This window comes from Colwellia sp. E2M01, assembly GCF_018860585.1.
Classification (GTDB): domain Bacteria; phylum Pseudomonadota; class Gammaproteobacteria; order Enterobacterales; family Alteromonadaceae; genus Colwellia.
In genome coordinates this window covers 37,904-53,643 of sequence record NZ_JAHKPR010000030.1, presented here as the reverse complement: position 1 = coordinate 53,643, position 15,740 = coordinate 37,904, and the positions used below count along the sequence as shown (strand labels likewise).

Here is a 15,740-nt window from a genome sequence, read left to right as displayed (position 1 = left end):
AGTTTATATTTTAGATTTCTATATTTAAATTTTGTTTGTTTATTTGCTCTTCCGTACAAAATCCAATATAGTTTGAACCGGTTCACTTTTTTGTTGTGGTTTAAACTGATGATATGAGTGAATAGTAATGTCGATATAACGACTATTCTCAAATGACTAAATTTTTAATTAAAAGGTGCAATGTGCAAATTCAACATACTTAGTTTGTAGCTAATAATCTTTTAATAATACATGCCTTTAACTAAGGCCCTACATAAGGAATCACAGTGAATAAATATATATATGGCTTATTTTTTTTAATTTTCTCCATACTCTCCCATGCGGGAGGATTTGAACACTTCATTACCGTTGATGGGAGCAAGCTAAAAGATGGTGATAAAGACTACCGCTTTATTTCTTTTAACGTGCCAACGCTAAACTTTCAAGAAGACGAAATGTCATTTAAAGCAACGAATCCTTATTTGTTGCCGAATGAATTTGAAATGCGTGATATTTTTGCCACCGTAAAAGAAATGGGCGGTCAAGTTATTCGCATTTACACTATTCCAGTGAGAAATACCGGTTTTCCGAAAGAAGCGCCAACATATGTTGAAGCACCTGGTAAATTCAACGAAGAAGCATTTAAAGTAACAGATATGATGCTAGCTCTGGCTAATGAGTACAATATTCGGATTATTTTTCCATTATTAAATAATAGGCAATGGATGGGAGGGCGACCTAATTATGCAGCCTTTCGTGGTAAAACAGCCGAAGATTTTTGGGTTGATAAACAATTAAGAGACGACTTTAAAGAAACAATTAAATATACATTAAATCGCACTAATAGCATTACCGGTGTTAAATATAAAGACGATAAATCAATTTTATGTTGGGAAACAGGTAATGAATTGACTAGCCCGCCTGAGTGGACATTCGATATTACTCGTTATATTAAATCACAGGATAGTAACCACTTAGTTATGGATGGTTGGTTTAGTGATGATTTAGATTATCCGTTAGTTCGTGAAGAATCATTAAATGAATGGTCGATTGACATGGTTTCATCTCACCATTACGAGCGTGACACAACCTTAATAGCAGGAAATATTCAAAAAAATCTAGACTTAATTAAAGGACGTAAAGTTTACTTAGTTGGTGAATTTGGTTTTGCAAGTAGCTCTGCAATTGAAACAGCATTAGATAAAGTAATTGATGAAGAAGAAGTCATGGGGGCACTTATCTGGAGCTTAAGACATCACCGTCGTGAAGGGGGATTTTATTGGCATTCGGAGCCTTTAGGTGCTGGATTGTTTAAAGCATTTCATTGGCCAGGGTTCCCATCGGGATTGGCTTATGATGAAAAACGCTTGATGACTATGTATCGTAATAAAGCGTATGAAATTCAAGGTCTAGAAACACCACCAATTTCACTACCTTTAGCACCAAAGCTATTACCAATTAGCAATACTTATTCGATTAATTGGCAAGGGTCAATGGGCGCAACAGGCTACAACGTAGAACGTTCAATAAGCAAAAAGGGACCATGGAAAATTGTTGGGTATAATGTTTCTGACGCTGATGTTCCTTACTTCCCATTATTTCATGATGAAAATGCAAAATTAGGAAATAAATACTTTTATCGAGTATCGGCATTAAATCAAGCTGGTAGTTCAACATATTCAAATATTGTTGGCCCGGTTGAAGTTAATCAGCTAGCCAAAATAGATACAATGAAAAATTTAGGTGTTGTTGAAGACAGTAAAGGCATTGTTCCTGTAACAGGAAGTGATCGTAGCTTTAAAGAAATCCGTCATCGCTTAGCAGGGGATTATGGGTCAGAAGTAACCTATAAAGTTCCAGGTGAACTAGATAAATTTTTACTATATGCTTTTGAAAAAACAAGGTTTACTTATTTAGCTCTAGCGGGATCACATGATGGAATTAATTGGACCGAACTTAATATAGTGCCGGAAACCTTTGTTAATAGTGAATCAAACTATAGTTATTGGAAACCTAAACTTTATACCTATAAAGGTGATGAAAAGTACAATTATATCAAAGTATTATTTAAGGGTGGTAAAGCTCAGCTAGCAAGAACTGAAATACTTTATCAATAAAATAATAACTAAGAGAGTATAAATAATGTCGATAGTGGCTGCTATTATCTTTACATAACTCGACTTGTTCAGCTGAATCAAATTTTAGATGACCTTGGCAAGAAAACTATTCCTGGTTATTCTGCAATCGGTTGTTTGAAAGGTTTGGCAGGGTTACGTGGTTTAGAGTTTGGTATTGTTCTTAGTAGGACCTTAGCTACGAAACAAGTTGCTTAATGTTTTTATAATATAGAGCGAAACAGCGACTTTTTTATAGCCCTAAACCTTTATGTTTAGGGCTTTTTTGTTGTAATTTACATGTTGTAAGCATTTATGTGATGCTTATACATTTTTGTATATAATGAGAGATTTATGAACAATCCCCTGTTAGCTATTAAGAAAAATGCTGTTTTTAGTGTAATGTTTTTATCGTTAAGCTTATTGTCTTGTGGCACTATTTTGTGTACACCTACATCTCTAGCCAAACAAAATATTTTAAACTCAACTCAGCATAAAAAAACGACTGTTCTGGCAGGTACCTATACTTCTGAAAATGGTAGTGAAGGGCTTTATGTATTCGACTATGATCTAACTAAACATACTTTTGACTCGTTACGTCTAGTTAAAAAAGCAAATAATCCGTCGTTTGGGGCGTATGATATTACTAATCAACGATTTTACGGCGTTGAGGAAGCATCCTCAGGCACTATTTCAAGTTTTTTATGGAATAATGAAGAGCAGGAGATGAATACTTTAAATATGCGTTCTAGTGAAGGAGCGGATCCTTGTTATGTCGCCATTAGTCCAAACAAAAAACAGTTAGCGATCACTAATTATAGTTCAGGGAATATTGCTATTTTCACCTTAAATAAAGACTCAGGCTCAATAGAATCTTTACCTCAAATAATTAACCATAAGGGGCAAGGAGTAGATCAACAGAGGCAAAAAGGGCCGCATGCACATTGGGCTCAGTGGAGCCCATATGGGAGCTATATTTACGCGGTAGACTTGGGGCTTGATAAGGTATTTACCTACCCTATTGACAAGCAAACGGGGAAAATATCAACAGCAAGTTCTGTATTTAAAATGTCACCAGGTTCAGGGCCTAGGCATATGGTATTTCACCCTAAAAAGCCGATAAGTTATATTTTAAATGAATTAAACAATACGGTTGTTACAACGTCTATAACGCCAAATGGCGAGCTTGTTGCCCAACAAGAGATAAATACCCTGCCCGCTGATTTTACTAAACATAGTCAAGGTGGGCATATTGCTATTGGCGCTAATGGGCAATACCTTTACGTATCTAATCGTGGGCATAATAGCATCGCAGTTTTTCATATCGATGCTGTTGGGAGGCTTGAGCTTGTTCAGCATATGATGCTTAAAGAGCAATGGCCAAGATTTTTTCTTATAACTTCTGATGGTAAGTCAATGTTAGTCGCCAATCAGAATAGCGATAACATTACATCTTTTATAATTGAAGATAATGGTAGAATTAATTATACAGGTGAAATGTTAAAGCTTTCAAAGCCTGTTTATTTAACGCAATTAAGTTTTTGATATGGTGTGTGATTAAGGCATCACTTTGTTCTGGAAATTAAAAGCATTAAGTACACATTAAAATGGATTTACCGGTAATTTTTTATACATAATTGGTTATTAATATTATTTGGTAAAGTCACCTTTGTGTTGCTCCATCACTTTTTTAGTTTCAGGAGATAAAAAATTATTAGTTAACCAAAATATTTTTCTGTTAGGTAAGTCAGCTCTAAGTAATGCTTCTCGGGTTGACTCATGAGTATCAAACAATGCCTTAAAACTTCCGTTCTCTTCAGATATTCTAAACCCATACTCTAGTCTTTCAATTAATCTATTATTATTAATATTCACAAAAAAATAATAAGGCGCGGGATAATGAATAGCAAAATTGGTATCCACAATTAAATTTGGAAACATTTCAGCTTCATCCCATGCTTCATTTAGCGCTCGAGGCATATAATCAAAGCGTTTACTGGAAAGCATTTTAAACAGTGACTCATGGCCTGGAACTTCCAATAAAGAGTAATTATTATCTTGTAATATTAATGAGTCAGGCCAAGAAACGCCTTGGCCAGCAAGTAAATGTCTTAATGATTTTTCAGATGTTAAGCTACTGAATTTTAGTTTGTTATCTTTATGTATAAGTGCGATTCTATATGCACCTAACCCTCTTAATAATGGGTATCTAATCGGCGCCAATACCTGTTCTCTTTGTATTGAAGTCTTAGTCCATAATATATTTACTAAACCTCGATTTTGTTTAATTTCGCTTACCACCCTATTTTGAAACATTGGGAATTCGGCTTTAATTAATTCATATTCACCAAACTTATCTTTTGAGTTTTCTAAAACTAATTTCAACAAAGCAATGTAATAGTCATCAACCTTAAACCCACCTTCAATCCATGGGTAGGTAACTATATCTACTTGTTGTTCTTTTGCTTTAGTTATGACAGGTGTGGCTATTAGCGCTATTAGCGCAAGAGTCATACAATAATGTTTAAAAGAGGAATGTATTAAATTATTCATTAATTTATTCCTTAAAATGGAGAGTTTCTTGCTCAAAAGTAAGTTGAGTTATCACTTATAGCTAATACTGGAAATTTAATAGGTGATCACTTGAGATATTTTTTCATTGCTGCTTTGGTAGAGGTAAAAGCCAAATCATTTACATTTAATTCGCTCTTCTTTATCCAAAGTATATTTTTTATTTCTGATTGCTCACAAAAAGTTTCCGGTTTACTTTCTAGCTCTACTGTAAACAATGCATCGATTGTATTATACAGAATATTCTTGAATTGATAGGTATTGGGCTCAGAAGTAAAATACCGCAGTTGCGAAGGAGTAATAGTAAGGGATAACTCTTCTTGAACTTCTCTTATTAATGCAGCTTCTAGCGTTTCATTATGATCAACAAAACCGCCGGGTAAGTCTAACTTTCCTAATCCAGGCTCTTTAGCTCGAACGGTCAGTAATATTTCATCTCGGTATTTTATTATAACGGCAACCGCAGCGGCGGCGTTATGGTAATACAAAAAGTCGCATTCGGTACACGTAAGGTAGTGGGCATTTACGAAGGAAATCGTTTCGTGTTTACATTCGGGGCAATATTTAAACATAACTAGCTCACTTTCCTTTTTTTAAATACTATGTACCACTATTTTTCCTCAACTCGTGATATTAATATAGCAGATTTATTATCACGAGTGAGGCAAATTAGGATCGAATTATTTTGTGTTGAGTTTATTGATTAGATCAATTAATTCAGTGGTTTTTTCAGTTAATAATTTCTTGTCACCTCTGGTTTCAATGTTAACTCTAAGCAATGGCTCAGTATTTGATGTTCGCACATTAAAGCGCCAATTTAAAAAATTCATACCAATGCCATCTATTGTTTCTATATTTAGGGCATCTTCAGTATATGTATCAGTAAGTGCCGCTATTATTTTATTACTATCGTTAACTGTCAGGTTTATCTCGCCGCTACAAGGAAATTTTTCGGTAACACTTTTTACTAATTGTGACAACGTTTTACCTGAAGTGGAGATAAGTTCAGCAATCAATAACCAAGGAATATTGCCATTATCGCAATAATAAAAATCACGGAAATAATGATGTGCGCTCATTTCTCCACCATAGAGAGCATCTTCGGATCGCATAGTTTGCTTGATGAAAGCATGGCCCGTTTTGCTTGCTATAGCAGTACCATTTGCTGATGCAATGGTTTCGAGTGTTGACCAATATAGCCTTGGGTCATAGACTATTTTTTCGTTTGGTTGCTTTGCTAGCATAACTTGTGCTAATAAACCTACAATATAGTAACCTTCAATAAATTCACCTCGCTCATCGAAGAAAAAGCAGCGATCAAAATCGCCATCCCAGGCGATACCAAAATCAGCTTTTTCAGCAAGAACGGCATCACGAGATACAGCTCTATTTTCAGGTAATAAAGGGTTAGGTACGCCGTTAGGGAAGTGACCGTCAGGTGTAAACTGAACCTTTTTAAAATTGTAAGGTAAATGAGGTTCAATACCGTTAATTACTGCACCAGCTCCGCCATTACCTGGATTAGCAACAATTTTTAAAGGTTTAAGGTTGTCTGTGTTGGTGAAGGTCATTAGCTTATTTATGTAAGCACTACTAATATCAGATTTTTCTAAAGTACCAATGTCAGTGATAGCAGTGAATTTGTTTTTTTCAGCAAGACTTTTTATATCAAACAAGCCATTGTCGGCGCTAATAGGCGTAGAGCCTTTTCCAACAAATTTCATACCATTATAATTGGCAGGGTTATGACTAGCGGTAACACAAATACCGCCATCAGCATTTAAATGTGGTACTGCAAAATATATTTCTTCAGTACCACATTCTCCAATATTAATTACATTCACGCCAGAGTCTCTTAGGCCTTGCGCTAAGGCGGCAGAAAGCTCAGGTCCAGACAAACGAATATCATTACCAATAACGACTGTATTTGGTGTAAACCGACTCGCGTATGCTCGGCCAATTCGGTAGGCTATTTCGTTATTCAATTCTGTTGGTACAATGCCGCGTATGTCATATGTCTTAAAACAAGTAAGTGATTTTGGATTGATATTTATTACATTATCATTTGTGGTGTTCATTATTATGCAACCTTAATTTTTGTCTTTATAAAGAATAAGTTAATTTTATTGTGGTATTTCTAAGTTCAATAAATCGATCTTATGGCCTTTAGGAACAAAGAAAAAGCGTCTTAAAGTTGATATCTCAGTCCATGGTTTGTAGCTATTATTTTTGAGTACCTTAAAAGTAAATGAGGTGTCTTTTCTATCTAAAGATAAGCTACCCACTTTTTGAATAGACTCTTCTGTAAACTCATGAGTTAACTGCTTGTCACCGACGGAAATAGAAGCAACAATGCCAACACCGTTGGTATCTCTTTGTTTGATGTAAATATCAAAATCTGCATTGTTGTTAACTTTTATTTGGAAGGTAGCAAGATCACCTTTAGCTTTTAAGCCGCTCAATACATGCGCTTTACTTTGTGTATTTCCTTCGGTATTACTTGGGCCAAATCCATTTACGACTGAAACATCGTCATTTGAGTCGATGATAAAAACAGGGGTTCTATAAGCATTCTCATCATTACGTAAGGATAAAAATTTAGACTCTAAGCTTTTTTTCATTTTTCGTGATATTTCTGGTTCATCATCGAAAATATTATGAGTTTCTAAGGGGTCTAATTGCATATCAAATAGCTCATAATTATCTATTGATGTAGGGTAACCAGGTCTATCTAACGCAGGGTTAAGTATTAATTTATATTTTTCGTTACGTAGGCCTATTTTTTGATCCTCAAAAAACATGTTATCTCTGGCTACTGTATTAATAGGTGTCCATTGATTAAATAAATGCTTACGTGAAATAACGTCGTGTGAACCAATATAAGTTTCACGAGGGTTTGAATATGTCTTATCATTCAAAATCAGAGGTAATAGTGAATAGCCGTCAATATCTTTATGATTTTCGTTTAGAGTAATCCCCAATACATCAATTAAGGTTGGAAATATATCTTTGACTTCACTATAGCGAGTAACCTCTTTTGCTTGCCATTGTGCGGGCCAGCGCATGAATAATGGTGATTGAATACCATTTTGCCAAGTTTGACCTTTATTACCCTTTAGATTACTTGGATTTCTTTGCTGCCACTCTTCCTTTGTCATAGCGCCTAAGTTACTAGAGTCCCACCACGGGCCATTATCAGATAGAAATATAACTATGGTATTATTAGCAAGCTTATTTTTATCAAGAAAAGTTAATAGACGTCCTATATTTGAATCCATTTCCTCAACCATGCCATATAAATTAGCAATCGCAGGACGAAGTCCTTGTTCGACAAGTGGTTTAACATACTTTTCAGGCGCTAACCAAGGTTCATGTGGAGCCAAAAAACTCACGTAAGCAAAAAATGGTTTATCTGAAGGCTTTTTCATAAAATCAATGGCATAGTCTGTAATTACTTCTGAAACCCATTTTTTATGTTTGATAGGCTTACCGTTAAGAAAACCAGTACTATTTTTATGTTGATATAATTCAGCATAATAAGCTTCATCAAAACCTCTATCTTCAGGTAAGTAACCTTTAGTTTTACCTAAATGCCATTTACCCCAAGTACCAGTTCGGTAGTTATTATTCTGTAGTACATTTGAGATTAATGTCTCAGAAAGGTGCATATAATCACGCCCCCCATGTACACCAGAAACACCGGTTTTATAAAAGTCTCTACCTGTTAATAATGCAGCTCTAGTTGTTGAACATACAGGAGATACATTAAAGTCAGTAAAGCTTACGGACTGTTGGGCTAATGTATCTAATGAAGGAGTTTTTATATATTGATGGCCTTGGCTAGATCTATCATCAAAGCCCATATCGTCAGCAGATATTAGTAATATATTAGGTTGTTTGTGTTCACCAGCCAAACATACAAAAGTACTGCAGAGCATAATTGCTATTAAGGTAGTTTTAAGCATAATTTTTTATAGAATCCATAGTGAATTTTTGTGAAAATTTCTGTGCTTCTAAGCCAGCTACTACAAGGTGATATAATGTACTAGCTGGAGCATTATCAATAATGACTTCATTGTTCTCACCTATACTATCTATGTACTGACCTTGATGAGGTGATGTTAAATAATGTTCGGTTAACGAGGATAAAGCGGTAACTGCATCTGAAATATAATCGTAGGTATCATTTGTATTACTATGCTCAGCTTGGGCTAAGCTTGCTTTTATCCACTCAGTCATAGGCCAACAACGTTTACTCGTTTTGGTTATATCTCCAGAGGTATTAACTTCATCAAATAATAAGTTACTTGATGTATCTAAACCTAATCTTAGAGCGTTGTGATATAAGTGATGACAATAGTTATCTACAGGTGCTTGGGTGAATTTTTGATATTGTCTTAATAACCAGACCCATTCCATCATATGTCCAGGTTCAACAATGGTGCCTATATTCCCTGCTGCAGGTTTCCAGTCGTTACTAAAGAACTCAAGTAATACTTTGTTTTTATGATCAAAGAAGGTGGTTTCGAATAAACAGTAAATCTCTCCAGCTTTAGCAAGCCACTTTCCGTCATTAGTAAACTGGTATAAGGTCAAGAAGGCTTCAAATAAATGCATGTGCGGATTTTGTCGACGATGTTCACTTGAATAGTCGCCCTCCATCCAGCCTCCGGGGGATTCTTTTAAATTGAAGTCAATTGCATTAAGTAACGAATTGGCTTTTTTAAGCGCATTTAAATCATTAAATACATGATATCGCCAAGCATAGGCAAGCAGGAAAAAAGCAATATCGTATAAATCTGTATTTGGATTAATAACAATATTATCCGCATTAAGTATATGAGCATAATGGGATTTTCCTGGAATCGTTGCGTATTTCTGACAAAAGCTTTCTAGAGAAGAGACTAAATCAAAACCGTTATTTATCCAGCTTTGCTGATCTGCAGCAGAAAATACAAACATTTGTCTAGCTTGCACGCGAACTCGTTTATTACACATTAAATCTGGGAGGCCAGTAGCGTTAAACTGCTCTATACTTGATCCATCTTTGTCTATTCCTTTTGAGCTCCAAAGCGGTAATGCGTCTTTGGAAAGCCAGTTGACGTAATTTTTAATTGCAGCGGAAAGTTCTTTGTTCATTACTATATTTCCAAAAGTTAAATTATATTTTCTGAATTGGATAACTATAAATTTAGTAACCCTGAGTAAAGTTATTCTTGCACACAATATGAACCGGTTCAATTTTAAGTTTCAATAATATTTTAAATAAAAAGTTATCCATATAATATTTAAAGAGTTTTAATTTAAAACAGAGAGAGTAAATAGAAGATAATAGTGAAAAATCAGCTATAATTTTAACTCTGTAGTTACCATTTTTGTAGGTTAATTTAAGGGATATAGAATATAAATGACGAAAAACAGCGTCAATATTGATATTTAAGAGGCTTTAGAATTAATTGTTGACACTTTGTTTAATTATTGGTTGAATAGCTATCTTGTTGAACCGGTTCATTTGGTTCGTGTGACTTATCCTTCCTTATAAAGTTGATAATTTAATTACCAATAAAATTAAAATAAATAATGAAGTAATAACTTAGTAACGTTGTCGTTAAATAAGGCTAAAAATATGATTGTAAATGAAGACCGACCAGGGTTGAGAGAAAAAATTGGATATGGCTTTGGTGACTTTGCCTCGTCAATGTTTTGGAAGTTATTTTCTGTTTACTTACTTATTTTCTATACTGATGTTTTTGGTATGGCTGCAGCGGCAGCTGGAACCATGTTTTTAGTCGTTAGAATTTGGGATGCGGTTACTGACCCTATTGTGGGTATTATTGCCGATCGTACTAATACTCGTTGGGGAAAGTTTCGTCCTTATATTGCTTTTGGTGCAATTCCGTTTGGCCTAGTTGGTGTTTTAACTTTTACTACCCCTGATTGGTCAATGGAATATAAAGTGCTTTATGCCTATGTTACTTATTCTTTGATGATGGTGGCTTATACCCTAGTTAATGTACCTTATGGTTCATTATTAGGTGTTATGTCATCACATAGTGAAGATAGAACAACACTTGCGTCTTTTCGTATGGTATTTGCTTTTGCAGGTGGCATGGTTTCATTGGCAATGGTTGAGCCATTGTTAGCCTATTTTAGTACGTTAGGAGCCACTGAGCCGAATATGCAATCAGGTTGGATGTATACCGTGATGGTTTACGGCCTTTTATGTGCAATACTATTCTATTTCACTTTTGCTTGGACCAAAGAGCGTGTTCAACCACCTAAAGAACAAAAAAATTCACTCAAAGCAGATTTAAAAAATTTAGCTAAGAACAAGCATTGGTTTATTTTATTAGGAGCCGCGCTATCCACATTAATATTTAATAGTATTCGTGATGGCGCTGCTATTTATTATATAAAATACTACCTTACAGTTGATAGTGTCGATATTTTTGGTGTTTCTTTTAGTTTAATCGCTACTTACTTAGTTCTTGGACAAGCAGCAAATTTAGCTGGGGTTATGCTCGCCAAGCCTGTTTCATCATTTCTTGGTAAAAAGAATACCTTTATGTATGCCATGTTTCTTGCGGCAATATTAAGTGTGTCGGTATTTTATTATACAGAAACGCAAGTGTGGTTAATCATTATTTCTCAAGTGCTTATTAGTATATGTGCGGGTATTATTTTTCCGTTACTTTGGGCTATGTACGCGGATACCGCTGATTATTCCGAATATACAACCGGTCGTCGCTCTACAGGCTTAATTTTTTCATCAGCCTCTTTTGCTCAAAAAATGGGGTGGACATTAGGTGGAGCCATGACAGGTTGGACTTTAGCTATTTATGGGTATGAAGCTAATGCCGAACAAACAGAAACGGCAAAAGAAGGTATACGTATGATGGTTAGTTACTTACCCGCAGCCGGCGCACTACTTTCAGGGGTATTTATTTATTTTTATAATTTAACTGATGGTGTTATTGAAGATATTAACCAAAAATTACGCAAGGGTATTACTTTAAAGAGTGATAACTAGTGATTAATAATGATAATTAGTGATTTTAACCCGGAACTGAGTGGTTAAGTTCTAATTAATTATCGTTAAATATAAGTTTGGTGTTGTGGCTTGAATTCTCTGTATTATATTAAATAGTTAATTGATACAGAGAATTTTTTTGTATCAATTTCAGGGTAAGGCTCTTAACTAGATATTGATTACTTGATTGGCGCGGTACTTTCTCTAATCACAAAGTCGTAAGGCAAAACAAACTCGGTTTGGTTTGGTTTTTTACCTTCAATTAATTGTAATAATAGTTCTGCAGATCTTTCCCCTATTTTTTCCGCCGGTTGTGATACGGTAGTTAGGGCTGGATTTAGATAACGTGATACTTGTCGATCATCAAAACCGGTGATTGAAATGTCTTCGGGTATACGTAAACCGTGATTTAAAAAACCTTTCATTGCAGATATTGCCATTTCATCATTCATTGAGAATATGGCAGTAGGTTTTTTATCTTCTAATTGGTAGAAATATTCTGCTGCGTTCATACCTGACCAATACTTAAAGTCACCTTCGTAAATGAGATCTGGATCAAACTCAATTCCAGCAAGTTCTAAAGCCGCTTTGTAACCCGCCATTCTATCTAGAGTATGCGGATTATTTGCTAAGCCTGAGATAACCCCTATCCGCGTATGACCAAGGGATAGTAAATAATTGACAACTTTTTTACTCGCTCCAGCATTATCTATTCTCACTGATGGGTAGGGCGTATTCTCACAACCACCAGCACTGACAGCAACTACACCATCATTGGGTAACATCGAGTCACCTTCAATATACGGACGTAAATTGATGATACCATCAGCTAAACGAGTCTCAACCATTTTGATGTATTCTTGCTCTCGATCAATATCGTCACGGGTATCACCTAATAAAACACTGTAGCCTTTTTTTTGTGCGATAAATTCAATGCCACTGATAACTTGAGCAAAAAACAAGTTAGCAATATCAGGTACTAAAACCACTATTGTTTTAGATTGTTTATTGCGAAATTTTTGTGAAAGCATGTTGGGTTTATAATTTAGCTTTTTAATAGCAATTTGTACTTTAGCCAAATTTTTAGGTGATACTGTTTTAGGAGCACTGAGCGCTTTTGAAACTGTACCTGTTGATAAGCCCGCCTCCTTGGCTACATCTCTGATTGTACTCATTTATATTTCTCTCAACAATTATTTAAGTTAATAGCTTTACTGGATATATGATGAACTATCTATTCATACACTAGCTATTTTTACAACTTAATTGAAATATTACTAGCAATAACCAAAGAAAAGAGATAAATTAATATGTTGAACCGGTTCATTTTGTTTCTTTGTGGCTTTAGCCTAATACTTTTAGGTATTTTTTATACTTTCAATAATATATTTATTAACTAATTGTACACGGTTCATTATTGGTGGCGTTTAAATAAAATTTTTTATTAAAAAGTAAAAATACTTTTTAAAATAATAAAAATGTTACACGAAAGTTATCTGTAATTTTCGCCAATTCAATCAATATTAACGATTACCTGCAGCCGTTGCTCATAAAGGTAATGACTTCTAGTAAAATACAAAGAGATAAGGTTTATGACAAATTTAATGAAACAAACTTTTCAAGATAAAGTAAAGCAACTAGTTAAAAACAATGAAGAATTATTGTCTTTAACCAATCAACCAAGTGATAAATATAATGGCATATTCCAACGTTGGAATAACCCTATCATCACCCGAGATCATATACCGCTTAATTGGCGTTATGACTTTAACGAGTCAACTAACCCAATGCTTTTAGAGCGTATCGGTGTGAATGCCACGTTGAATTCAGGTGCAATTATATTTAATGGTAAATATATTGTTGTTGTGCGTGTTGAAGGTAATGACCGTAAATCTTTTTTTGCTGTGGCTGAAAGTGACAATGGCGTAGATAATTTCCGTTTTTGGTCTAATCCAATAACGTTGCCAGAAACAGAAAATCCAGATACTAATGTTTATGATATGCGTTTAACTGCTCATGAAGATGGTTATATTTATGGTTTATTCTGCACGGAAAGAAAAGATAAGACATTAATGGAGAATACCAGCGCTGCTGAAGCACAATGTGGTATCGCACGTACTAAAGATTTAGTTAATTGGGAAAGATTACCAGACTTAATTACTTATTCTGGTCAACAACGTAACGTGGTTTTACATTCGGAATTTGTTGATGGAAAGTATGCCTTATTCACGCGTCCTCAAGACGGATTTATCAGTGTTGGCGGCGGCGGCGGCATTGGTTGGGGCTTATCTGACACAATGGAAAATGCTGAAATTAAAGATGAAGTTATCGTTGATTCAAAAACTTATCATACCATTAATGAAGTAAAAAATGGTCAAGGTCCAGCGCCACTGAAAACCGCTGATGGTTGGTTACATTTGGCGCATGGTGTGCGTAATACTGCAGCTGGTTTACGTTATGTTTTATATGCTTTCATGACTGACTTAAATTCACCGTGGAAAATAATTCATAAACCTGCAGGCCACTTAATTGCACCTGAAGGTAGCGAGCGTTTAGGTGATGTTTCTAACGTTGTCTTTAGTAATGGTTGGGTTGTGAATGATGAAGGCGATGTAAATATTTATTACGCTTCTTCAGATACGCGTATGCATGTTGCAACCAGTAGCATTGCTCAATTAGTTGATTATTGTAAAAACACCCCAGAAGATGGTTTGCGTTCAGCAGCTTCGGTGCAGGCAATTAATAAACTAATTGAAAACAATACTAATTACTTTAAGTAGGGAGACTTTAGCAATGAAACTTCTCGAATTTGATAATCAAGCTATTACTGCCGAATTGAATAATATTGGCCAATGGTGGTTGAAAAACACTCTTGATGATAAACATGGCGGCTTTGTAGGTGAAATTGATTTTACCGGTAATGTCGTTGAAGGAGCAACCAAAGGGATTGTTCAAAATAGTCGTATCTTATGGTTTTATAGTGAAAAAGCGTTATTTAGCGATAAACCTGAATATGAAGAAGCAGCAACAAGAGCATTTGATTATCTACTTACTTATTTCGATGATGTTGAATTAGGTGGGGCTATTTGGGAAGTTTCGGCTTCAGGCGAGCCTATTAACGGTAAAAAACAAACCTATGCACAAAGTTTTTGCATTTATGCTTTTTGTGCGTATTACAAGTTAACGGGCAATAAAGTCGCATTAACTAAAGCAATGCAATATTTTGAACTTGTTGAAGAGCATGCGCGTGATAGAAAGTTCGGTGGTTACATCGAGGCTTATACCCAAGATTGGCAAGTTATTGACGATTTACGGTTAAGTGAAAAAGACTTAAACGCACCGAAATCTATGAATACTCATTTGCATGTGCTCGAAGCTTATAGTGCGCTATATGCTGTTGCACCGGATGAAGTTGTTAAAGAAGCATTAGAGCATGTTATTGATGTTTTCAATGAGTTTATTATTGATAAAGAGATAAAACATCTAAGATTGTTTTTTGATAAGCAGTGGAATGACATGTCTGAAACAATTTCATATGGACATGATATCGAAGCAAGCTGGTTACTGTGGGAAGCGGTAGAGATATTAAACGATAAAGATAAAATTGCTTATTTCAAGCCTATTATTATTGATTTGGCTGCAGCGTGTCTTGATCAAGCAATAGGTAAGCATGGTCAAGTTTGTGATGAATACGAGTTAGCTGACAATATACGCCATGAAGAAAGCCATTGGTGGGTTCAAGCAGAGGCGTTAGTTGGTTTCTTAAATGCTTACTATTTAACTGGTGAAAGTCAGTACCTAGATGCATGCAATAAGATTTGGTTATTCATTCAACGTTATCATATTGATCACTTTGCCGGTGAGTGGCATTGGATGTCGAGCGCAGACAATAATGAGCGCACTGCCATTTATAAAACTGGCTTTTGGAAAGCTCCTTATCATAACGGCAGAGCGATGATGGAAGTGGTTAAATTATTTAATTTGATTGAAGTTAATATATCAGAGACGGCTTTACAGAATACTAAACTAAGCTGTAAGGGGTAATA

General features: G+C 35.1%; 11 protein-coding genes. 5 read left to right on the top strand and 6 right to left on the bottom strand.

Features of this window, described 5'->3' with window-relative positions; translation table 11 throughout:
- The first annotated feature begins 266 nt into the window (after positions 1 to 266).
- Positions 267 to 2,096, top strand: coding sequence for a cellulase family glycosylhydrolase (locus KO502_RS06955; protein WP_216021850.1), 1,830 nt, complete (start codon positions 267 to 269; stop codon positions 2,094 to 2,096).
- Between the two features lie 351 nt (positions 2,097 to 2,447).
- On the top strand, positions 2,448 to 3,638 hold the full coding sequence (locus tag KO502_RS06950) for a lactonase family protein (protein WP_216021849.1): 1,191 nt from the start codon (positions 2,448 to 2,450) through the stop codon (positions 3,636 to 3,638).
- A 105-nt stretch (positions 3,639 to 3,743) separates the two neighbouring features.
- Here KO502_RS06950 and KO502_RS06945 read toward each other — a convergent pair whose 3' ends face one another.
- From KO502_RS06945 to KO502_RS06925, 5 genes are all read right to left on the bottom strand, one after another.
- The gene (locus KO502_RS06945; RefSeq protein WP_216021848.1) at positions 3,744 to 4,646 is read right to left on the bottom strand and encodes a hypothetical protein; all 903 of its coding nucleotides are present in this window, start codon (positions 4,644 to 4,646) and stop codon (positions 3,744 to 3,746) included.
- An 86-nt stretch (positions 4,647 to 4,732) separates the two neighbouring features.
- Positions 4,733 to 5,152, bottom strand: a complete 420-nt coding sequence (locus KO502_RS06940) for an NUDIX domain-containing protein (protein WP_252730594.1) — start codon at positions 5,150 to 5,152, stop codon at positions 4,733 to 4,735.
- A gap of 192 nt (positions 5,153 to 5,344) precedes the next feature.
- Complete coding sequence (locus KO502_RS06935) at positions 5,345 to 6,742, bottom strand: phosphomannomutase (RefSeq protein WP_216021846.1); 1,398 nt, start codon at positions 6,740 to 6,742, stop codon at positions 5,345 to 5,347.
- A 45-nt stretch (positions 6,743 to 6,787) separates the two neighbouring features.
- A complete protein-coding gene (locus KO502_RS06930; protein WP_216021845.1) occupies positions 6,788 to 8,629 on the bottom strand; it encodes a sulfatase-like hydrolase/transferase in 1,842 nt (613 codons plus the stop codon).
- Positions 8,622 to 9,803 carry an AGE family epimerase/isomerase gene (locus tag KO502_RS06925; protein WP_216021844.1) on the bottom strand — a complete coding sequence of 394 codons (1,182 nt, stop codon included), beginning with the start codon at positions 9,801 to 9,803 and terminating at the stop codon, positions 8,622 to 8,624. Before KO502_RS06925 ends, KO502_RS06930 begins: the two co-directional genes overlap by 8 nt.
- 487 nt (positions 9,804 to 10,290) lie before the next feature.
- On the opposite strand from KO502_RS06925, the gene KO502_RS06920 reads away from it, so the two are divergent.
- On the top strand, positions 10,291 to 11,694 hold the full coding sequence (locus KO502_RS06920) for an MFS transporter (protein ID WP_216021843.1): 1,404 nt from the start codon (positions 10,291 to 10,293) through the stop codon (positions 11,692 to 11,694).
- A gap of 179 nt (positions 11,695 to 11,873) precedes the next feature.
- Here the strand turns inward: KO502_RS06920 and KO502_RS06915 are convergent, their stop codons facing one another.
- A complete protein-coding gene (locus KO502_RS06915) occupies positions 11,874 to 12,869 on the bottom strand; it encodes a LacI family DNA-binding transcriptional regulator (RefSeq protein WP_216021842.1) in 996 nt (331 codons plus the stop codon).
- A gap of 417 nt (positions 12,870 to 13,286) precedes the next feature.
- Between KO502_RS06915 and KO502_RS06910 the strand changes: the two genes are divergently transcribed.
- Both KO502_RS06910 and KO502_RS06905 read left to right on the top strand, forming a co-directional pair.
- On the top strand, positions 13,287 to 14,474 hold the full coding sequence (locus tag KO502_RS06910; protein ID WP_252730593.1) for a glycosidase: 1,188 nt from the start codon (positions 13,287 to 13,289) through the stop codon (positions 14,472 to 14,474).
- Positions 14,475 to 14,487: 13 nt separating this feature from the next.
- The gene (locus KO502_RS06905; protein ID WP_252730591.1) at positions 14,488 to 15,738 is read left to right on the top strand and encodes an AGE family epimerase/isomerase; all 1,251 of its coding nucleotides are present in this window, start codon (positions 14,488 to 14,490) and stop codon (positions 15,736 to 15,738) included.
- Positions 15,739 to 15,740 lie beyond the last annotated feature (2 nt).